Origin of the sequence: Streptomyces sp. NBC_00620, assembly GCF_026341825.1 — a bacterium.
GTDB lineage: Bacteria > Actinomycetota > Actinomycetes > Streptomycetales > Streptomycetaceae > Streptomyces.
This window is the reverse complement of record NZ_JAPENY010000003.1, coordinates 266,429-286,992: the sequence shown is the minus strand read 5'-3', so window position 1 is coordinate 286,992 and position 20,564 is coordinate 266,429. Positions and strand designations below refer to the sequence as shown.

The window sequence follows — 20,564 nt, the reverse complement described above, 5'->3', positions numbered from 1 at the left end:
ATGTGTGGCATCACAGGCGCGTACCACTGGCCTGACGGGAAGGTCGTGACCGACCGGCTCACCGAAACCCTCGCCCACCGCGGTCCGGACGGGGCGGGCCGGTACAGCCACTCCGCCGGTGACGGCGAAGTGCACCTCGGGCACCGCCGGCTGGCCATCATCGACCTGTCCGAGACCGGCGCCCAGCCGATGGTCTCCGGCGGCCTCGTCCTGACGTACAACGGCGAGCTGTACAACGCTCCAGAGCTGCGGGCCGAGTTGGCAGCCGCAGGGGTGCGCTTCCGCGGTACCTCCGACACCGAGGTGCTCCTCGAGGCCTGGCGGCGCTGGGGCACGGACTGCCTGCCCCGGCTGCGCGGCATGTTCGCGTTCGGGATCTTCGACGAGCGAACCGGTGAACTGGTGCTCGCCCGCGACCAGTTGGGCATCAAGCCGCTGTTCCTGCTCCGGCGCGGCGAGGGTCTGGTGTTCGCCTCCGAGCTCAAGGCGCTCGCCGCCGTGACCGGCGGGTCGCTGGAGGTGGACCAAGCGGCGCTGGTGGCCTCGCTGTTGTACTACTGGGTGCCGGACTCGCGCTGCGCGTTCCGCGAGGCGGAGAAGCTGCCGCCGGGGAGCTGGCTCCGGTGCCGGCCCGACGGCCGGGTGGAGCGCGGCCAGTACTGGAACCTGAGGGATGTCGCCGCCGAGGGCCGGGAGCGGGCCCGGGACGGCGACATGCCGGACCTGGCCGCCATCGTCGAGGAGTCGACCCGGCGCCATCTGCTCTCCGACGTACCCGTGGCGACCTTCCTCTCCGGCGGTCTGGACTCCAGCTACCTGACCGCGCTGGCGGCCCGCGACCGACCCGGGATCTCCGCCTACACGATCGGATTCCGCGCCGAGGACGCCAAGTTCGAGGCCATGCCGGACGACCTGCGCTATGCCCGGCAGGTGGCCGAACAGTTCGGCGTCGACCTGCATGAGATCGAGATCGCTCCGAATGTGCTCGACCTGCTGCCGCAGATGACGTACCACCTGGACGAGCCGATCGGCGACCCCGCCGCGATCAACACGTTCCTGATCTGCCAGGCCGCCCGGGAGGCCGGGGTCAAGGTGATGCTCTCGGGGATGGGTGCCGACGAGCTGTTCGCCGGGTACCGCAAGCACCTGGCCAACCTGCTCGCCCTGCGCTACCAGCGCATCCCGCGGCCTCTGCGGCGCGGCTTGTCCGCGGGCGTGGACCGGCTGCCGGTCGCCACGGCCCGCCGCGGGTACCGGTCGGTGCGCTTCGCGAAGCGGTTCCTCTCCTTCGCCGACCTGCCGGAGGAGACCGCGTTCCGGCGCAGCTACACCATGTACGACCAGGACGAGCTGCTCGCCCTGGTCAATCCCGACCTGGCCGGGACGGTCGAGGACGTGCTGACCGAGCATGCGGACATCTACCAGGACAACGACCTCGACGACTTCGTGAACCGCATGTGCCTGGGCGACGCCCGGATGTTCCTGCCTGGCCTGAACCTCGCCTACACGGACCGCTCCAGCATGGCCGCCTCGACCGAGGTGCGGGTGCCGTACGTGGACGTCGAGGTGGTCAAGGCGGCGTTCGCCGTGCCCGGCGATCGCAAGATCGTCGGACGACAGGGCAAGGCCGTCCTCAAGGAGGCGGCCACCTCGATCCTGCCGCGGGAGATCGTGTACCGGCCCAAGGGCCTGTTCAGCGCGCCGTTGCGCGCCTGGATGAGCCGGGATCTGGCACCGCTGGTGCGCGAGGTGGTCAACGACGGCGTGCTCGTCAACTCCGGGATCCTGCGCCGTGACGCGCTGGCGCGCATGGTCGCCGAGGACGCCGCCGGGCAGCGGGACTTCTCCAAGCATCTGTGGCATGTGCTGACGCTCGAATACTGGTACCGCGACGCGACCTCCGGGTCCGGACAGAGCACTCGCTCGGCGGCGTAGAAGACGGCGAAGACGGCGAAGACGGCTGAGAAACAAGGGGACTTCGAGTGAAGCAGGTCGTACAGAACTACAAGAGCGGCGAGCTGGCGGTGCTCGACGTTCCGGTACCGGGGTGCAAGCCGGGCGGTGTCCTTGTCCGCACCGCCTACTCGCTGATATCCACCGGGACCGAGCTCATGAAGGTGTCCGAGGCAGGCATGTCGATGCTGGGCAAGGCCCGCTCCCGGCCGGACCAGGTGGCCAAGGTCATGCAGAGCGTGGCCACCAACGGGGTGCCCGCCACGTACCGCAAGGTGATGGGCAAGCTCGACTCCTACACGCCGCTGGGCTACTCGCTGTGCGGGGTGGTCGAGCAGGTCGGCACCGGGATCGACGACGTGAAGGTCGGCGACCTCGTGGCCTGCGCAGGCAACGAGCACGCGCTGCACGCCGAGCTGAACTGGGTGCCGAAGAACCTGTACACCCCGGTGCCGGACGGCCTCGCGCCGCGGCACGCGGCCTTCGGTACCGTCGGGTCGATCGCGATGCAGGGCGTTCGCCAGGGCGAGCCGCAGCTCGGCGAGGTGGCGCTGGTCATCGGTCTCGGTCTGATCGGGCAGTTGGTGGTGCAGCTCCTCGCCGCCGCGGGGGTCCGCGTCGTCGGCGTCGACCCCGACCCGGTGCGCTGCGAGCTCGCCGAGCGCCTGGGCGCCGCGGCCTGCGGCGATCCCGCGTCCGCGGCCGTGGAGGCCGCCGTCGCCGAACTCACCGACGGTCATGGCGTGGACCAGGTGTATCTGGCCGCCGGCGGCGGCAGCAACCAGCCCGTCGAGCTGGCCGCCCGGCTCTGCCGGGACCGCGGCCGGGTCGTCGACATCGGCAAGTGCCGCCTGGACCTGCCGTGGAACGCGTACTACGAGAAGGAGCTCGACGTCCGGTTCTCGCGCTCGTACGGCCCCGGGCGCTACGACCCGGCGTACGAGCTCGAGGGGCGGGACTACCCGATCGGCTATGTGCGCTGGACCGAGCGCCGCAACCTGGCGTGCTTCCTCGATCTCCTCGCCCGCGGCAGCGTCGACGTGGAGCCCCTGGTCTCCCACGTCGCCGACTTCGACGACGCCGTCGAGACGTACCAGCGCCTGAAGGACGGCGAGTTGAAGGCCGTGGCCGTGCTGTTCCGGTACCTCGAACATGCGGGGGAGGCGGAGGCTCCGGTGGTGGCCGTGCCCGCGGTGAACGTGAAGCGGAATCCGACCCGGGTCGCCAAGACGCCCGTACGGCTCGCGTTCGTCGGCGCGGGAAACTACGCGACGTCGATGCTGCTGCCGCATCTGGCACAGCGCGAAGGTGTCGAGTTGTCGACCGTCGTCACCACGACGGCGCTGTCCGCGGCCAACGCACAGCGGAAGTTCGGCTTCGCCGAGGCGACCACCGACCTCGACGCCGTACTCGGCGACAAGTCCATCGACGCGGTGTTCGTGGTCACCCGGCACAGCTCGCACGCCGAACTGACCCGGAAGGCGCTGCTTGCCGGCAAGACGGTGTTCGTGGAGAAGCCCCTGGCGCTCACCGAGGACGAGCTGGCCGGCGTGCTCGCGGCGGTGGAGGAGTCCGGCAACGACCGGCTGCAGGTGGGCTTCAACCGCCGGTTCGCTCCGCTGCTCCAGGAGGCGAAGGAGCGGTTCGGCGCCCGGACCGGTCCGGCGAGTCTCCGCTACCTGGTCAACGCGGGCCTCCTCGGGCACGGCAGCTGGTACCTCCAACAAGGCACGGAGGGCTCGCGGTTCGCCGGCGAGGGCGGACACTTCATCGACACGGCGAGCTGGCTGCTCGAGGCCGACCCGGTCTCGGTGTACGCGGTAGCCACGTCCGGCAACGAGGACCTGCAGGTCGTGCTGCGCTACCCGGACGGGTCCACCGCCACCATCAGCTACGTCACCACCGGCGCGGCCAGCTTCCCCAAGGAGACGCTGGACCTGGTCGCGGACGGCAAGGTGCTGCGGCTCGACGACTTCGTCCGCGCCAGTGTGTACGGCCGCAAGCGGTGGGTCAGTTCGCGGCTGCCCAAGGCCCGGGACAAGGGCCAGAACGCCGAACTGGCCGCGTTCATCAAGGCCGTGCGGACCGGCGGGCCGATGCCGGTGCCGCTGGAGTCGCTGGTCGCCACCACGGCGGCCACCCTCGCCGTGCAGACAGGCCTGGTCGGCGGCGCGCCGGTGACGCTGGCGAGGGCGCGATGACCATGAGCGTGGGCTGGTACCTGCGGCGGCTGTCCCGGATGGGACCGCGGGAGGTCGGCGGCCGGGCGGGCGACGCGGTGCGCAGGCGGCGGTGGCGGTCGGCGCGGCCGGACTGCCCGAGCGTGACCGGCGCCCGGTTCACCGCGGTGCTGCCCGCCGGGACGATCGCCGCGATACCTCCGGACGCCGCCAAACGTCTCATCGCCGAGGCGGACAGGCTGATGTACGGGCACGTCGAGTACTTCGGGGTGGTCCGCGACGACCTGACCGACCCGGACTGGTGGTACGACCCGAAGACCGGGCGCCGGGCTCCGTGGGGCTACGCCTTCGACGTGCCGTACCGGAACGAGGACGCGGTCGGGGACATCAAGCAGATCTGGGAACTGTCCCGGCACCAGTACCTCACCGTGCTCGCCGCCGCCTACGCGATCACCGGGAACGAGCGGTACGCCGAGCGAGTTGCCGAGCACCTGCGGTCGTGGTGGGCGGCCAACCCACCGCTGCGCGGCGTGCACTGGATCAGCGGCATCGAGCTGGGCATCCGGCTGCTGTCCTGGGTGTGGATCCGCCGACTGCTCGACGGCTGGCCGGGCACGGCCGGGCTGTTCGAGGACAACACGGTGGCGCTGAACCAGATCTGGCACCACCAGCGCTGGCTGGCCGCCTTCCCCAGCCGGGGCTCTTCGGCGAACAACCACATCATCGCCGAGGCCGCCGGGCAGTTCGCGGGGGCCTGCGCGTTCGACTGGTTCCCCTCCTCGGCGCGCTGGCGAGCCGACGCGCTGCGGTCCCTGGAGCGGCAGCTGCGCGGCAACACCTTCGCCTCCGGCCTCAACCGCGAGCTGGCCACCGAGTATCACGGCCTGGTGCTGGAGCTCGGCCTGGCCGCGGTGGCCGAGGCGGATGCCGCCGACGTGCCGGTCCCCGCGTCGATCCGGCTGGTGCTGCTGCGGATGACCGACGCGCTCGCGGCCGTCGTGGACAGCCGGCTACGGCCGCCGCGCCAGGGGGACGCGGACGACGGACACGGCCTGGTCGTGGACGGCGCGGGCACCGAGCGCTGGGCCTCGCTACTGGCCACCGGGGACGCCGTCTTCGGCCGGCTCGCCTGGTGGCCGACGGTGACCGGCACCGATGTGCGCACCCCGCTCCTTGCCGCACTCATCCGGCCGTACGCGAAGGACGGAACCGTGACCCGCCCTTCCAGCCGCCCGGCCCACTTCGCCGACGCGGGGCTCACCATCCTGCGCGGTCCGGGAGAGATCTGGGCCCGCTGCGACGGTGGTCCGCACGGCTTCCTCTCCATCGCCGCGCATGCCCACGCGGACGCACTGTCCGTGGAGGTCCGGCACGACGGGGTCGACGTGCTCGCCGACCCGGGGACGTACTGCTACCACGGGCAACCCGGGTGGCGGCAGTACTTCCGGTCGACCCTCGGCCACAACACCCTGCAACTGGACGGCAGTGACCAGTCCGTCTCCGGCGGCCCGTTCCTGTGGACGCGGCAAGCCCGCACCCGCGTCCTGGCCGTGGATACGTCCGACGCCTCCGACGGTGGGACGGCCCGCTGGTCCGCCGAGCACGACGGTTACCAGCGCTCCGTGCACCGCCGCCGGGTGGAGCTGACGGCCGCGAGCCAGGAGCTGAGGGTGGTCGACGAGGTGCGCGGCCCGCGCCGGGCCGTGCAGTTGGCGTTCCACCTCGGCCCGGCGATCGCCGCGGACCTGGCGGACAACCGGGCTCGGCTCACCTGGACCCGGGACGGTGAGGACCGCTCCGCGGTGCTCGACCTGCCCGGGCAGCTGTCCTGGCGGGCGCATCGCGGCGAGACCGCCCCGCCGCTGGGCTGGTACTCCGCCGGCTTCGGGCGAAAGGAACCCAGCACAACCCTGATCGGCACCGGCTTCACCGACGGCGCGGAAGGCTTCACCACCGTGCTCAGGTTCAGAGGCTAGGGGGGGCGAATGGGGATCAAGAGGCGGTACTGGGCGTTGGCGGCGGCACCGCTGGCGCTGGCCCTGTTGACGGCGACCGGCTGTGAGAGCACTTCGGGAACCAAGACGGATCCGAAGGCCGCGCCATCCACGTCCGCCACGTCCGCGGCCGGATCCGTGGCCGGGGTGTGCGCCAAGCCCGCGGCCGGGCCGGCGAAGGCGCCGGCGGGCGCGGTGACCGTCGACCCCGCGGTGGTCGGTGACCTGGCAGCGAAGACCAAGAGCAGCCCCCCGAACACCACGTTCTGGCTTCGACCGGGCAAGCACACGCTCGACCCGGACCGCTACGCCCAGGTCATCCCCAAGGAGGGGGACCGCTACCTCGGGGCACCGGGCGCGGTGCTGGACGGCCGGAAGAAGAACCAGTACGCGTTCGGCGGCAGCGCCCGCAACGTCACCATCCGCTACCTGACCGTGCAGGGTTTCGTGGCGCCGCCCGACGAGGGCGTGGTCAATCATGACTCGTCCGACGGATGGGTGATCGAGCACGCGACGATCCAGAACAACTCCGGCGCCGGGCTGATGGCCGGTGCCCGCCAGCAGGTCCGCGCCAGCTGCCTTCGCGACAACGGTCAGTACGGCATGAACGCGTACAAGGCCAACGGCCGCATCACCGGCCTGGTGGTCGAGGGCAACGAGATCGTGGGCAACAACACCGGCGACTGGGAGCGTCGGCGGGAGGGCTGCGGCTGCACGGGAGGCATCAAGTTCTGGGCCGTCAACGGCGCCGACATAAGCGGCAACTGGGTGCACGACAACCGCGGAACCGGGTTGTGGGCGGACACCAACAACAACGACTTCCGCATCGAGGACAACGTGCTCGAGGACAACGACGGTGCCGCGCTGATCTATGAGATCAGCTACAACGCGGTCATCCGGAACAACACGATCCGGCGGAACAACTGGGTCGAGGGCCGCAGGGAAGCCGACCGCGGCGACAACTTCCCGTACGGGACCGTCTATCTGTCCGAGTCGGGCGGCGAACCACGGGTCCCAGCCCGCACGGACAAGATCGAAATCTCCGGGAACGTGTTGGAGAACAACTGGTCCGGGATCACCCTGTGGGAGAACGCCGACCGGTTCTGCAACAGCCCGGCCAACACCTCTTCCGGTGACTGCACGTTGCTGGTGAAGAACACGAACCGCTGCGTGCAGCCGGCGATCGCCACCGCACCGCTCTACGCCGACTGCCGGTGGAAGACCCAGCGGGTGGACATCCACGACAACCGCTTCGTGCTGGACAAGTCCGTAGTCAAGTGCACGGTGATGTGCGACCGGATGGCGGTCCTCGCCAACTACGGCACCTATCCGGACTGGTCGCCGTACAAGGGCGAGCTGGTGGCTGAAACGATCACCACCAAGCAGCACAACCGCTGGCACGACAACGTCTACCTCGGACCATGGAAGTTCGTCGCCCAGGACCAGAGCCGGGTGTTCGACTTCGGCGAGTGGCAGGGCACGCCCTACCAGCAGGACGCGGGCAGCACCCTCGCCCAACGGGCCGGTGGTTGAGATGGGCGCGGACCTGCGGCGCCGTGGGCTGCCGGGCGGACCGGACACGGCGGGCACGCAGCCCGGCGCCGAACCGCGCCCGGCCGGCACGCCGAAGACCGTCGGGCTCGTCTGGGGGCTGCTGGTCCTCAACACGCTCGGCTCCGCCGGGGCGAAGACCATCGTCCCGCTGCCCCGCTCCCTCATCCAGATGGTCACCATGGGCGCGCTGGTCGCCGCGTTCGCGCTGGCGCTGGCGGTCAATCTCCGGCTGCGCTTCCGAGCCAGCGCCTTCCTGTTCCTGCTCACTCTGCTGCTGGTGCCGAGCGTGATCTCCAGCGTGGACCTGGAGTCCGGGTTCGGCGCGCTGTTCCGCTGCGCCCGGCTGGCGCTCTTCATCGGCACGCTGTGGCTGCTCAGCCGCTGGTGGGACGGCGGCCTGTCGTTCGTCCGGCATCACATCCGGATGTACTTCGCGGTGCTCGGGTCGGTGGCCGCGGGGCTGGTCATCTCACCGGGCGCGGCCCTGCCCGAGCTCTACGGCGGACGCCTCGTCGGCGCGTTGTGGCCGCTCACCCCGCCGCAGATCGGACAGTACGCCGCGGTGATCATCGGGCTCACCGTGCTGCTCGTCCTGGGGCGCCGGACCGACAGGGTCAGCGCGGCGGTGGTCATCGTGCCGTCGCTCGTCCTGCTCGCGCTGACCCACACCAGGACGGCCACGCTCGGCCTGCTGATCGGGCTGGTGTTGGCGATCGGCTCGCTCATCCTGACCAGCGCCGCCGCCCGCCGGTTCTTCTCCTGGACGGTGCTGTGCGCCACGGTGGCCGCGGTGGGGTTCAGTTCCGCGCTGCAGGCGTGGTTCCTGCGCGGGCAGACCCAGGAGAACTTCTCCAATCTCACCGGTCGGGCCAAGGTCTGGGACGCCCTGCTGGCAGCGCCCCGGACGGCCTCGGAGCAGCTGTTTGGCACGGGCCTGGGCGACAAGTCGTTCGGCGGGCTGCCGATCGACAACAGCTGGCTGGCCGTCTACCAGGAGCAGGGCCTGACCGGTGCCGCCATCGTGGCGGCGATCATCGTTGTGCTGGGCGGCGTCGCACTGCTGCGGCCACCGTCGCTGCAGAGGGCCTGCGCGATCTTCCTGATCAGCTACTGCGCGATCGCGTCGTACACCGAGGCAGGCCTCGGCGACGCCTCGCCGTACCTGCTGCATCTGGCCTTGGCCGCTTCACTGCTGGCGGCACCTGCCGAGGCCACGTCGCTCCCGACGCCCGCAGTCCCTCGACGCCGCGTCCCACGCTGGGCCCAGAGATCGGAGGTGACCTGACCATGCACGTCCTCGTGGTGCACAACTACTACGCCTCGGCACAGCCGAGCGGGGAGAACAAGGTCGTCGACCAAGAGGTCGAGTTGCTGCGCGCGGGCGGCCACCGGGTCGAGGTGTTCGAGCGGCGCAGCGACGACATCGCCGCCCTGTCCCTGCCGGGAAAGGTCGCGGTGCCGCTCCTTGTGCCGTGGAACCCGGGGGTCCGCGCGGAGCTGGCCGCCCGGCTGCGCGCCGAGCGGCCGGACGTGGTCCACGTCCACAACGTCTTCCCGCTCCTGTCGCCCGCGGTCCTGGCCGCCTGCGCCGACGCCGGTGTGCCCGCCGTCGCCACGCTGCACAACTACACCCAGGTCTGCCCGCCCGGCACGCTGCAGCGGAACGGCCGGCCGTGCACCGAGTGCGTCGGCTCTGCACCACTGCCCGCCGTCCGGCACGGCTGCTACCGCAACTCCCGGCTTGCGACGGTGCCGCTCGCGGTCAGCCTGTCGGTCAACCGGCGGCGGTGGTGGTCCGGCGTGGAGCGGTTCTTCTGCCTCACCGAGGCGCAGCGTGATGTCCTGGTGGGGGCCGGCATGCCGGCCGAGCGGCTGGCGGTGAAGCACAACTTCGTGCCGGACCCGGGCACTTGTCGAACGGGCCCCGGCGAGCATCTGCTCTACCTCGGCCGGCTCGCGGAGGCCAAGGGCGTGCGGCTGCTCATGGCCGCGTGGGACGAGATCGCCGCGAGCGGCGGTGTGGGCGTGCCGCTCGTGATCGCCGGCGCGGGGCCGCTGGAGCGGGAGGTGACCACCTGGGCGGCGGGCCGGGACGACGTGCGCTACGTCGGCCTGTACGACACGGCGGACTGCCAGAAGGCTCTCGCGCGGTCGGTCGCCGTGGTGGCTCCCTCGACGTGGCTGGAGGCGTTCGGCCTGGTGGTCGTGGAGGCCATGGCGGCCGGGGTCCCGGCCGTCGCCGCCGGTCACGGCGCCTTCGTCGAACTCGTCGAGGACGGGGTGACCGGGCTGCTGCACCGGCCGGGCGAGCCCGCCTCGCTCGCGTCCTGCATACGCCGGATCGCGGCCGATCCGGACCGCAACCAGGAGATGGGCCAGGCGGCCCGGCGCCGCTACGAGCGGGACTTCAGCCCGGCCGTCGGCCTTGAGCGCCTGGTGGAGGAGTACCGCACCGCGATCGCGGGTCGGTCAGCACAGGCTCGCGGTGGGGACACCCGCGCGAGCAGGGGGGATGGGGACAGAAGATGACACGATGCCGACTCTGCGGCTCGGCGACGCTGGCGAGCGTCGTCGATCTGGGGGCGACCCCGCCGTGTGAGAGCTTTCTCGCCGCGGACCAACTGGACCAGCCGGAGCCGGCGTACCCGCTGCACCTGCGGGTCTGCACCGACTGCTGGCTGGCGCAGATCCCGCCGCTGATCACGCCGGAGGAGACGTTCAAGGAGTACGCGTACTTCTCCTCGTTCTCGACCTCCTGGGTGGAGCACGCGCGCACGTTCGTCGACGGCGCCGTACAGCGGCTGGATCTCGGCGCCGACGCCTTCGTGGTCGAGGTCGCGAGCAACGACGGCTACCTGCTGCGGCACGTGGTGGACCGGGGGATCCGCTGCCTGGGCATCGAGCCCTCGGTGAACGTCGGTGCCGCGGCGCGGGAGGCGGGTGTGCCCACCTTCACGGACTTCCTGAGCCCCGACACCGGCTCGGCCGTCCGCGCCGAACACGGCCCGGCGGACCTGGTCGTGGCCAACAACGTGTACGCGCACATCCCCGACGTGGTCGGGTTCACCCAGGGGCTGCGCGCCCTGGTCGCCGACGACGGCTGGGTCTCCATCGAGGTGCAGCACCTGCTGACCCTGATCGAGGACAACCAGTACGACACGATCTACCACGAGCACTTCCAGTACTACACGGTCGCGTCCGCGATCCGGGCCCTCGCCAGCGGCGGACTCGCGCTCGTGGACGTCGAGTTGCTGCCCACGCACGGTGGCTCCATCCGGCTGTGGGCCCGGCCGACCGAGGTGGCCGGCGAGCCGACCCAGCGGGTGGCCGACGTGCTGGACCGGGAGAAGGCCGCCGGACTGCAGGAGCTGTCCGGGTACACCGAGTTCTCCGCCCGGGTGGCCAAGGTGCGCCGGGACCTGCTGCGGTTCCTCATCGAGGCGGCCGAGCGCGGTGAGACGGTCGTCGGCTACGGCGCCCCGGGCAAGGGCAACACCCTGCTCAACCACTGCGGCATCCGGCCCGACCTGCTCGCGTACACGGTCGACCGCAACCCGTACAAGCACGGCAGGTTCACCCCCGGCACCCGCATCCCGATCCTGCCTCCCGAGCAGATAGCCGCCGACAAGCCGGACTACGTCCTCGTCCTCCCGTGGAACCTGCGGGCCGAGCTGGTCGAGCAGCTGTCCTTCGTGCACGAGTGGGGCGGCCGGCTGGTCTTTCCGATCCCCGAACTGAGCATTGTCGAGGTCGCCTTGAAGGAGGTCACAGCATGAAGGTCGTTCTGTTCTGCGGCGGTTACGGGATGCGCATGCGCAACGGAACCTCCGACGACGTGCCCAAGCCGATGGCGATGGTCGGGCCGCGCCCGCTGATCTGGCACGTCATGCGCTACTACGCGCACTTCGGGCACACGGAGTTCATCCTGTGCCTCGGGTACGGGGCGCACCACATCAAGAACTTCTTCCTCAACTACGAGGAGACGGCGTCCAACGACTTCGTGCTGCGGGGCGGGCGGACCGAGCTGCTGTCCACCGACATCGCGGACTGGACGATCACGTTCGCGCAGACCGGCATCGAGTCGCCGATCGGGGAGCGGCTGCGCCGGGTGCGGCACCACCTGGACGGCGACGAGATGTTCCTCGCCAACTACGCCGACGTGCTCACCGACGCCCCGCTGCCGGAGATGATCGACCGGTTCTCACTGCGCGACGCCGGTGCGTCGATGATGGTGGTGCCGCCGCAGTCCTCGTTCCACTGCGTGGAACTGGGCGAGGACGGCTTGGTGGGGGGCATCACCGCGGTGAGCGACATGCCGCTGTGGGAGAACGGGGGCTACTTCGTGCTCCGCCAGGAGGTCTTCGACCACATACCGGAGAACGGGGACCTGGTCGCCGACGGATGTGCCCAACTGGCCAAGCGCGGGCGGCTGGTGGCGCACCAGCACCGCGGCTTCTGGAAGCCGACCGACACCGTGAAGGAGCGGGCCGCGCTCGACGACGCCTACACCCGGGGCGAGCGTCCGTGGGCCGTGTGGGAACGGGACGGCGCGGGGGTGCGCGCGTGATCCGGCTCGGGGCCGGTCGTCTTGACCGGATCGTCGCGGTGGGCGCGCACTGCGACGACATCGCCATCGGCGCCGGCGGCACCCTGCTGACGCTGTGCCTGGCGCGGCCGGGTGTCCGCGTCGACGCGCTGGTGCTCTCCGGCGGCGGCACCGACCGGGAGCAGGAGGAGCAGGCCGCGCTCGCCGCCTTCTGCCCGGGTGCCGACCTGCGGCTGACCGTGCTCAAGCTGCCGGACGGCCGGATGCCCGCGCACTGGGAGGAGGCCAAGGCCGCGGTCGAGGAATTGCGCGCGGCGACCGAGCCGGATCTGGTGCTCGCGCCGCGTACCGATGACGCGCACCAGGATCACCGCGGCCTGGCGCAGCTGCTGCCCACCGCGTTCCGCGACCACCTCGTGCTGGGCTACGAGATCGTCAAGTGGGACGGCGATCTCGGCCGTATGGGGGCGTACCAGCCGCTGTCGCCGGAGATCGCCGAACAGAAAGTGCAACTGCTGCAGGAGCACTACCCCTCGCAGCGGCACCGGCCCTGGTACGACCGGGAGGCCTTTCTCGGCCTTGCCCGGATCCGCGGCATCGAATGCCACGCGCGCTACGCCGAGGCGTTCGCCGTCACCAAACTCACTCTGAACCTGGGGGAATGAACCTTGCGCGTACTGCTGACCGGACACCAGGGCTATCTGGGCACCGTGATGGCCCCGGTCCTCGCGGCCGCCGGACACGAAGTCGTCGGCCTTGACGCCGGCCTGTTCGCCGACTGCGTTCTTGGCCCGCAGCCCGCGGACCCGCCCGGGCATCAAGTGGACCTGCGCGACGTCACGGCCGAGCACGTGGCCGGGGTGGACGCCGTGATCCACCTGGCCGCGCTGTCCAACGACCCGCTGGGATCGCTGGCGCCGGAGCTCACCTACGACATCAACCACCACGCCTCCGTACGGCTGGCCCGGCTGGCCCGCGAAGCCGGAGTGCGGCGCTTCCTGTACGCGTCGACCTGCTCCGTCTACGGCGCCTCCGGTGGAGAGGGCCTGGTCACCGAGGACGCCCCGCTGCGCCCGGTGACGCCGTACGCGGAGTCCAAGGTGCGGGTGGAGGACGACCTGCACGCGCTCGCCGACGGCGACTTCACCCCCGTGTTCATGCGCAACGCCACCGCCTTCGGCTACTCGCCCCGGCTGCGCGCCGACATCGTGCTCAACAACCTGGTGGGCCACGCACTCCTGTCCGGCGAGGTCCTCGTGCTCTCCGACGGCACCCCCTGGCGCCCGCTGGTGCACGCCGCCGACATCGCACGGGCCTTCACGGCCGCGCTGACCGCGCCGCGCGAAGCGGTGCACGACCGGGCCTTCAACATCGGCAGCGAGATCAACAACGTCACGGTCGCCGAGATCGCCGAGCAGGTCGCCGAGGCGGTGTCCGGCGCGAAGGTGGTGATCACCGGGGAGAACGGTGCCGATCCGCGGTCGTACCGGGTGGACTTCTCCCGGTTCCGCGCCGCGATACCCGGCTTCGACTGCGAGTGGACGGTGCAGCAGGGCGCGCTCGAACTCGCCGACGCCTACCGGAAACACGGCCTGACCCGGGAGGACTTCGAGCAACGCTTCACCCGCCTTGCCGTGCTGCGCGCGGCGTCCGACGCAGGGACCGTCGACGACACCCTGCGGTGGCGCCGATGATCACGGCAGGGGCGGAGATGCACGCGCTGGTGGAGCGGCTGTACCCGCTCTGCCGGAGCATCACCGGCGACGGTGTGCGCGCCACCCTGGAGATCGTCAACGAGTACATCCCGCTGCAGATGCACGAGGTGCCGACCGGGACCCAGGTGCTCGACTGGACGGTGCCGCAGGAGTGGAACATCCGGGACGCGTACGTCGCCGACACCGCCGGCAACCGGGTCGTCGACTTCGCTGCGTCCAGCCTGCACGTGCTCGGCTACAGCGTGCCGGTGTCGCGGACCATGCCGCTGTCCGAGCTGCGCGAACACCTGCACACCCTGCCGGACCACCCGAGTTGGGTGCCGTACCGCACCAGCTACTACAAGCCGGAATGGGGGTTCTGCCTGGCCCAGGAGACCTTGGACGCGCTGCCGGACGGCGAGTACGAGGTGCACATCGACTCCACACTCGCCGACGGCCACCTCACCTACGCCGAGCACGTGGTCCCGGGGCAGGTCGCGGACGAGGTGATCGTCTCCTGCCACGTCTGCCACCCGTCGCTGGCCAACGACAACCTGGCCGGCATCGCGGTGGCGACGTTCCTGGCCCGCGCGCTGGCGCAGGAGACGCCGTACTACACCTACCGGTTCATCTACGCGCCCGGCACCATCGGGGCGATCACCTGGCTGGCCCGCAACGCGGAGCGGATCGAGCGAGTCAAGCACGGTCTGGTGCTGGCCTGCGCCGGTGACTCGGGCCAACTCACGTACAAGCAGAGCAGGCGCGGCGACGCGGAGATCGACCGCGTGATGCGGCATGTGCTGGCCGCCTCCGAACGCCCGCACCACGTCACCGAGTTCACTCCGTACGGCTATGACGAGCGGCAGTTCTGCTCGCCCGGGTTCAATCTCGGCGTGGGCTCGCTCAGCCGGACCCCGTACGCCGGCTACCCCGAGTACCACACTTCGGCGGACAACCTGGACTTCGTCTCCCCGGAGGCGATGGCGGACACGCTCGCCGTCTGCCGCGAGGCGTTCGCCGTGTTGGATCGCAACCGGCGGTACACCAACCTCAGCCCGTACGGCGAACCTCAGCTGGGCCGACGTGGGTTGTACGACTCACTCGGCGGCCGCAGCGATGCGAAGCAGGCCCAGATGGCCATGCTCTGGGTGCTCAGCCTCTCCGAGGGCGAGCACAGTCTGCTGGACGTCGCCGAGCGGTCCGGGCTGCCGTTCGACACCGTCGCCGCCGCGGCCGGTGCCCTGCACGGCGCCGGGCTGATCAAGGCATGACGCCGATGACCACCGAGGGGGAGAAGGCGAAGGCGCCGCCCGGATCCGCCAGGCGGGCCCTCGTCGGCCGGCTGTCCTGGGGACTGGCCGACCAGGCGGCCTCCAGCGTGAGCAACTTCGTGGTGGGCATCTACGTGGCCCGCTCGCTGGGCGTGACCGCGTTCGGCGTGTTCAGCCTCGCCTGGGTGACCTACGGCGTGGTGCTCAACGTCTCCCGCGGCCTTGCCACCGATCCGCTCGTGGTGCGTTTCAGCGGCGTGCCGGACGCGTCCTGGCGCGGGGCGGTTGCCCGGTCGTCGGGTACCGCCCTCGGCGTAGGTGCGGCCCTCGGCGTGGTGTGTCTGGCGGCCGGGCTGGGCCTCGGCGGCCGCGTGGGGCCCGCGTTCGCCGCCCTTGGTGTCATGTTGCCCGGGCTGCTGTTGCAGGACGCCTGGCGGTTCTCCTTCTTCGCCGCCGGCGCCGGACGGAAGGCGTTCGTCAACGACGTCGTGTGGGGTGTCGCGCTCGTCCCGGCCATGGTGGTGGCGGCCCGTGCGGGCACCGTGGCCGCCTTCGTGCTCGCTTGGGGCGCGTCCGCCACGGTGGCGGCGGGGTACGGCTACATCCAGTCCGGCATCCGGCCCCGGCTGACCGAGGCGCGCGGGTGGCTTCGCGAGCAGCGCGATCTCGGCTACCGGTACCTGGTCGAGAACGTCAGCCTCAGCGGCGCGAGCCAGCTGCGGGCGTACGGGCTCGGCGCGATCGTCGGGGTCGGCGCGGTGGGTGCGGTACGGGGCGCCGAACTCCTGCTCGGCCCGTTCCTCGCCGTGCTCATGGGGCTTTCGCTGGTCACCGTCCCGGAGGCGGCACGGGTCCTGCGGCGGGCCCCGCATCGGCTGGGGAAGTTCTGCCTCCTCCTCGGCGGCGGGCAGGCCGCCGCCGCGCTGCTCTGGGGCGGGGCACTGCTGCTGATGCCGAACCGGCTCGGCCAGTTCACGCTGGGCGACGTCTGGCACTCCGCCTCGGAACTCATCGTGCCGGTCACCCTCGGCGTCGCGGGCGCGGGCCTCGGCACCGGCGCGGCGGCCGGGCTGCGCGCGCTCGGCGCGGCCCGGCGCAGCCTGCGCTCCCAACTGTTCGCCTCCGCCTGCTACGTCAGCGGCGGGCTGGGTGGGGCGGTCGTCGCCGGCACGGTCGGCTCGGCCTGGGGCGTCGCCGCCGCAACCGTCAGCAGCTCCGCCGTGTGGTGGCTGCAACTGCGGTCCGCCCTGCGCGAGCGCCACCGCAATCCCATCCCCGAAGTGAGGACCTCATGACCGCCCAACCCAGGCTGAGCATCGGCCTGCCCGTGTACAACGGCGAGGAGTACCTGGCCGAGTCGCTCGACGCCCTGCTCGGTCAGACCTACGAGGACTTCGAGCTGGTCATCTCCGACAACGCCTCGACCGACGGGACCCAGGAGATCTGCCGCAAGTACGCAGCCCGGGACTCGCGCATCCGATACCTCCGGCTGCCCCGGAACATCGGCGCCACGCCGAACCACAACCATGTGCTCGCCGAGTCCCGCGGCGAGCTGTTCAAGTGGGCCTCGCACGACGACCTTTACGGCCGCGACCTGCTGCGGCGCTGCGTCGAAGCGCTGGACGAGCGGCCGGACATGATCCTCGCGCACACCGGCCAGGCGGTCATCGACGGCGGCGGCCAGGTGACGGTCCCCTACGACTACGGGCTCGCCACCGACTCGCCGCACGCACCGACGCGCTTCCGCAGTCTGCTGTTCGAGCCGGGTGGCGACGACTTCTACGGGGTGATGCGGGCCGACATGCTGCGCCGGGTGAAACCGATGGACAGCTACCACCACGCGGACCGCACGTACGTCGCCGAGATCACCCTGCACGGGCCCTTCCACCAGGTGCCGGAGCTGCTGTACTTCCGCCGCGACCACCCCACACGCGCCGAGCGGGCGAACCCTTCCAAGCGCTCCCGGTGCGTCAACCTGGACCCGCGCCGGGCAGGCCTGCTGCACCCGACGCCCCGGCTGCTCGCCGAGTACATCTGGGGCTTCGCCTCGGCGATCCGGCGGGCGCCGTTGTCCCCTGCCGACCGGCGCGAGTGCTACCGCCACCTGGCCGCGTGGATGACCAGCCGGGTCCGGCCGGGCGCCGGCGAGCGGATCGAGGACCGTGCCCCGGTCGATCCGGCCCAGCTCACGGTCTCCGTCGACGCCCTCGTCGCCGGCCGCGAGGGGAGGCAGGCATGATGTCCGGGGACGAAACTCCGGTGCGCGTCGGGGTGTTCGGCCTGCTCGGCTCCGGCAACCTCGGCAACGACGGATCGCTCGAAGCCCTGCTCGGGTACCTCCGCGCCGCACACCCGGAGGCGCTGGTGGACGCGCTGTGCGGCGGGCCCGAGGCCGTGACGACCCGGTTCGGGATCCCCGCGACGCGGCTGCACTGGTACCGAGGGGAGTACCGGACCGCTTCGCGTGCGGGCGCCATCGCGGGGAAGGGCCTGGGCAAACTCGTCGACGTCTTCCGCACCGCTGCCTGGGTGCGCCGGCACGACGTGGTGATCGTGCCGGGCATGGGCGTCCTGGAGGCCACGCTGCCGCTGCGGCCGTGGGGCTTCCCGTACTCGCTGTTCCTGCTCTGCGCATCCGGCCGCCTGTTCTCCACCCCTGTCGCGCTGGTCGGCGTCGGCGCCGCGACGATCGGCAACCGGCCTACCCGGCTCCTGGTCCGCTGGTCGGCGCGGCTGGCCGCATACCGGTCGTACCGGGACGCGCAGTCCCGCGACGCGATGCGGACGATGGGCGTGGACACCGCGCGCGACGAGGTCTACCCGGACCTCGCGTTCGCTCTGCCGACGCCGCGGGCGAGCGCGCCCTCGGACCCGTCGGCACCGCCGGGACCGGTCTGCGTCGGTGTCATGGACTTCCACGGCGGCAACGACGATCGCGCCCGGGCCGATGAGATATACCGGCGCTACCTCGACGGGACGATCCGGTTCGTCCGCACGCTGGTCGAGGAGGGCAGGGCTGTCCGGCTGCTCACCGGTGACGACTGTGACGCGTCGGTGGTCGCCGCGATCCTCGACGCGGTGGACTCGCCGCTGGTCTCCGATGCCGAGCCGTCCTCACTGGCCGACCTGATGAAGGAGATGGCGGCTGCCGACACCGTGGTGGCGATCCGCTACCACAACCTGATCTGCGCGCTGAAGACCGGTACGCCGGTGCTCGCTCTCTGCTACGCGGCGAAGAGCGACGCGCTCATGGCGGAGATGGGCCTCGGCGCGTACTGCCACCCGGCGCGCGAGGTCGACGCCGACCGACTGCTCGAGCAGTTCCGCGCGCTGGAGAAGCGTTCGGCCGAGCTGCGCCAGACCCTCACCGAGCGGAACCTGGCCGCCGCCCGGCGACTCGAGCACCAGTTCAACTCCTTGACCGCGGCCCTGTTCCCGGCGACCGACCACGTCCACACCTTGCGGAAGGCTCCATGAAGGCGATCGAAGTCCCGGAGATCACCGGCGCGTACCTGTTCGAGCCGACGCCGTACGCCGACGAGCGCGGCTTCTTCTGCCGCACCTTCGACGCCGACGTGGTCCGCTCGGTGGGCCTCGACCCGGACGCCTTCATCCAGGACAGCCTGTCCCGTTCGGTCCTGGGGGTGTTGCGCGGCCTGCACCTGCGCTCCGGCGCAGGCGAGGCCAAGCTGGTGCGCTGCTCGTACGGGAGGATCTTCGACGTCGTCGTGGACCTGCGGCCGGGCTCGCCGACGTACCGCAGCCGGGCCTTCTTCGAGCTGTCCGGCGAGACACAGGTGACCCTGTACATCCCGGCGGGGTGCGCGCACGGCTTCCAGGCGCTGACCGAGACCGCCGACACCTCGTACCGGATCGACCGCCCGCACGATCCGGCCGAGGACGTGACGATCGCCTTCGACGACCCGGAGCTCGCCATTCCCTGGCCGCTGCCGGTCACATCGATGTCCCAACGGGACCGGGAGGCGCCGAGCCTCGCCAAGGTCCTGCAGCACAAAGAAAGTTGAGGTCGGCGTGCCCACCGAAGACACCCAAGAACTCCTCCTGCCCCGCTCGCGGATGGCGAACGAGCGGCTGCACGCCCTGATCCCCGGTGGCGCGCACACCTACGCCAAGGGCGACGACCAGTACCCCGAGAACCTGGCTCCGGTCATCAGCCACGGCCGCGGTGCCCACGTGTGGGACGTCGACGGCAACCGCTACATCGAGTACGGCTCCGGCCTGCGGTCGGTGAGCCTCGGCCACGCCCACCCGCGCGTGCTCGAGGCGGTGCGGCGGGAACTCGACCGCGGCAGCAACTTCGTCCGGCCGTCCATCGTGGAGGTCGAAGCCGCGGAACGCTTCCTGGCCACGGTGCCGACCGCCGAGATGGTCAAGTTCGCGAAGAACGGCTCCGACGCCACCACCGCGGCAGTGCGCCTCGCCCGCGCCGCCACCGGGCGCCCGCGGGTGGCCATCTGCGCCGACCATCCGTTCTTCTCCACCGACGACTGGTTCATCGGCACCACGCCGATGTCCGCCGGCATTCCGGCGGCGACCAACGAGCTCACCGTGGCGTTCCCTTACGGGGACCTGGCCGCCACGGAGGAGCTGCTTTCCCGGTACCAGGACGAGGTCGCCTGCCTGATCCTCGAACCCGCCACCCAGTCCGAGCCGCCGCCCGGCTACCTCGCCGGCCTGCGCGAGCTGGCCGACCGGCACGGCTGCGTACTGATCTTCGATGAGATGATCACCGGCTTCCGCTGGTCCGAGGCGGGTGCCCAGGGCATGTACGGCGTCGTCCCCGACCTCTCCACGTTCGGCAAGGCGTTGGGCAACGGGTTCGCCGTCTCCGCGCTGGCCGGACGCCGCGAACTGATGGAGCGGGGCGGGCTGCGTCACTCCGGCGACCGGGTGTTCCTGCTGTCCACCACGCACGGTGCGGAAACGCACTCCCTGGCAGCCGCGATGGCCGTGCAGACCACCTACGTCGAGGAGGGCATCACCGCGCGGCTGCACGCCCTCGGCGAGCGGTTGGCCGCCGGTGTCCGCGACGCCGCGGCCGGCATGGGCGTCGGCGACCACATCGTCGTCCGGGGCCGGGCCAGCAACCTGGTCTTCGCCACCCTCGACGAGAACGGGCAGCCGTCGCAGGAGTACCGCACCCTGTTCCTGCGCAGGCTCCTCGCGGGCGGGGTGCTGGCCCCGTCGTTCGTGGTGAGCAGCGCGCTCAGCGACGCCGACATCGACCGCACCGTCGATGTGGTGGCTCAGGCATGTGCGGTGTACCGGAAGGCACTGGACGCCGCGGACCCCACCCCCTGGCTGGCCGGGCGGCCGGTGAAGCCCGTGTTCCGCCGCTTGGTGTGACGGGA

General features: G+C 71.2%; 16 protein-coding genes. All 16 read left to right on the top strand.

Annotated elements, in window-relative coordinates; all coding sequences use genetic code 11:
- Genes asnB through OG246_RS32520 form a run of 16 tightly spaced genes read left to right on the top strand, consistent with a single transcriptional unit; the run spans window position 1 to window position 20,559 of the window.
- The gene (gene asnB / locus OG246_RS32595; RefSeq protein WP_266471611.1) at window positions 1-1,935 is read left to right on the top strand and encodes an asparagine synthase (glutamine-hydrolyzing); all 1,935 of its coding nucleotides are present in this window, start codon (window positions 1-3) and stop codon (window positions 1,933-1,935) included.
- Window positions 1,936-1,982: 47 nt separating this feature from the next.
- A complete protein-coding gene (locus OG246_RS32590) occupies window positions 1,983-4,154 on the top strand; it encodes a bi-domain-containing oxidoreductase (protein ID WP_266471608.1) in 2,172 nt (723 codons plus the stop codon).
- A complete protein-coding gene (locus OG246_RS32585) occupies window positions 4,151-6,109 on the top strand; it encodes an alginate lyase family protein (protein ID WP_266471604.1) in 1,959 nt (652 codons plus the stop codon). Before OG246_RS32590 ends, OG246_RS32585 begins: the two co-directional genes overlap by 4 nt.
- 9 nt (window positions 6,110-6,118) lie before the next feature.
- A complete protein-coding gene (locus OG246_RS32580; RefSeq protein ID WP_266471601.1) occupies window positions 6,119-7,660 on the top strand; it encodes a right-handed parallel beta-helix repeat-containing protein in 1,542 nt (513 codons plus the stop codon).
- Between the two features lies 1 nt (window position 7,661).
- A complete protein-coding gene (locus OG246_RS32575) occupies window positions 7,662-8,966 on the top strand; it encodes an O-antigen ligase domain-containing protein (protein ID WP_266471599.1) in 1,305 nt (434 codons plus the stop codon).
- 2 nt (window positions 8,967-8,968) lie between these two features.
- Entirely contained in the window at window positions 8,969-10,210 is a 1,242-nt protein-coding gene (locus OG246_RS32570; protein ID WP_266471597.1) for a glycosyltransferase, read from the top strand.
- A complete protein-coding gene (locus OG246_RS32565) occupies window positions 10,207-11,457 on the top strand; it encodes a class I SAM-dependent methyltransferase (protein ID WP_266471593.1) in 1,251 nt (416 codons plus the stop codon). Before OG246_RS32570 ends, OG246_RS32565 begins: the two co-directional genes overlap by 4 nt.
- Window positions 11,454-12,248: a glucose-1-phosphate cytidylyltransferase gene (locus tag OG246_RS32560; protein WP_266471591.1), complete on the top strand. Its 795-nt coding sequence runs from the start codon at window positions 11,454-11,456 to the stop codon at window positions 12,246-12,248. Before OG246_RS32565 ends, OG246_RS32560 begins: the two co-directional genes overlap by 4 nt.
- Complete coding sequence (locus OG246_RS32555) at window positions 12,245-12,892, top strand: PIG-L deacetylase family protein (RefSeq protein WP_266471589.1); 648 nt, start codon at window positions 12,245-12,247, stop codon at window positions 12,890-12,892. The genes OG246_RS32560 and OG246_RS32555 overlap by 4 nt, the downstream gene beginning before the upstream one ends.
- 3 nt (window positions 12,893-12,895) lie before the next feature.
- On the top strand, window positions 12,896-13,921 hold the full coding sequence (locus OG246_RS32550) for an NAD(P)-dependent oxidoreductase (RefSeq protein WP_266471587.1): 1,026 nt from the start codon (window positions 12,896-12,898) through the stop codon (window positions 13,919-13,921).
- On the top strand, window positions 13,909-15,192 hold the full coding sequence (locus OG246_RS32545; RefSeq protein ID WP_266471585.1) for a DUF4910 domain-containing protein: 1,284 nt from the start codon (window positions 13,909-13,911) through the stop codon (window positions 15,190-15,192). The genes OG246_RS32550 and OG246_RS32545 overlap by 13 nt, the downstream gene beginning before the upstream one ends.
- Window positions 15,193-15,197: 5 nt before the next feature.
- Complete coding sequence (locus tag OG246_RS32540) at window positions 15,198-16,487, top strand: hypothetical protein (protein WP_266471584.1); 1,290 nt, start codon at window positions 15,198-15,200, stop codon at window positions 16,485-16,487.
- The gene (locus OG246_RS32535) at window positions 16,484-17,431 is read left to right on the top strand and encodes a glycosyltransferase family 2 protein (RefSeq protein WP_266471582.1); all 948 of its coding nucleotides are present in this window, start codon (window positions 16,484-16,486) and stop codon (window positions 17,429-17,431) included. Before OG246_RS32540 ends, OG246_RS32535 begins: the two co-directional genes overlap by 4 nt.
- Window positions 17,428-18,669 (top strand): polysaccharide pyruvyl transferase family protein, encoded by a 1,242-nt coding sequence (locus tag OG246_RS32530; RefSeq protein WP_266471580.1) that lies wholly within the window; start codon window positions 17,428-17,430, stop codon window positions 18,667-18,669. The genes OG246_RS32535 and OG246_RS32530 overlap by 4 nt, the downstream gene beginning before the upstream one ends.
- Window positions 18,666-19,217, top strand: coding sequence for a dTDP-4-dehydrorhamnose 3,5-epimerase family protein (locus tag OG246_RS32525; RefSeq protein WP_266471579.1), 552 nt, complete (start codon window positions 18,666-18,668; stop codon window positions 19,215-19,217). The genes OG246_RS32530 and OG246_RS32525 overlap by 4 nt, the downstream gene beginning before the upstream one ends.
- A 7-nt stretch (window positions 19,218-19,224) precedes the next feature.
- Window positions 19,225-20,559 (top strand): glutamate-1-semialdehyde 2,1-aminomutase, encoded by a 1,335-nt coding sequence (locus tag OG246_RS32520; RefSeq protein ID WP_266471578.1) that lies wholly within the window; start codon window positions 19,225-19,227, stop codon window positions 20,557-20,559.
- Window positions 20,560-20,564: the final 5 nt, after the last annotated feature.

What these genes read in the sequence shown, in the direction of transcription:
- asnB (WP_266471611.1), top strand. Translation starts at nt 1, where the DNA reads ATGTGTGGCATCACAGGCGCGTACCACTGGCCTGACGGGAAGGTCGTG.
- OG246_RS32585 (WP_266471604.1), top strand. Translation starts at nt 4,151, where the DNA reads ATGACCATGAGCGTGGGCTGGTACCTGCGGCGGCTGTCCCGGATGGGA.
- OG246_RS32580 (WP_266471601.1), top strand. Translation starts at nt 6,119, where the DNA reads ATGGGGATCAAGAGGCGGTACTGGGCGTTGGCGGCGGCACCGCTGGCG.
- OG246_RS32575 (WP_266471599.1), top strand. Translation starts at nt 7,662, where the DNA reads ATGGGCGCGGACCTGCGGCGCCGTGGGCTGCCGGGCGGACCGGACACG.
- OG246_RS32570 (WP_266471597.1), top strand. Translation starts at nt 8,969, where the DNA reads ATGCACGTCCTCGTGGTGCACAACTACTACGCCTCGGCACAGCCGAGC.
- OG246_RS32565 (WP_266471593.1), top strand. Translation starts at nt 10,207, where the DNA reads ATGACACGATGCCGACTCTGCGGCTCGGCGACGCTGGCGAGCGTCGTC.
- OG246_RS32560 (WP_266471591.1), top strand. Translation starts at nt 11,454, where the DNA reads ATGAAGGTCGTTCTGTTCTGCGGCGGTTACGGGATGCGCATGCGCAAC.
- OG246_RS32540 (WP_266471584.1), top strand. Translation starts at nt 15,198, where the DNA reads ATGACCACCGAGGGGGAGAAGGCGAAGGCGCCGCCCGGATCCGCCAGG.
- OG246_RS32535 (WP_266471582.1), top strand. Translation starts at nt 16,484, where the DNA reads ATGACCGCCCAACCCAGGCTGAGCATCGGCCTGCCCGTGTACAACGGC.
- OG246_RS32530 (WP_266471580.1), top strand. Translation starts at nt 17,428, where the DNA reads ATGATGTCCGGGGACGAAACTCCGGTGCGCGTCGGGGTGTTCGGCCTG.
- OG246_RS32525 (WP_266471579.1), top strand. Translation starts at nt 18,666, where the DNA reads ATGAAGGCGATCGAAGTCCCGGAGATCACCGGCGCGTACCTGTTCGAG.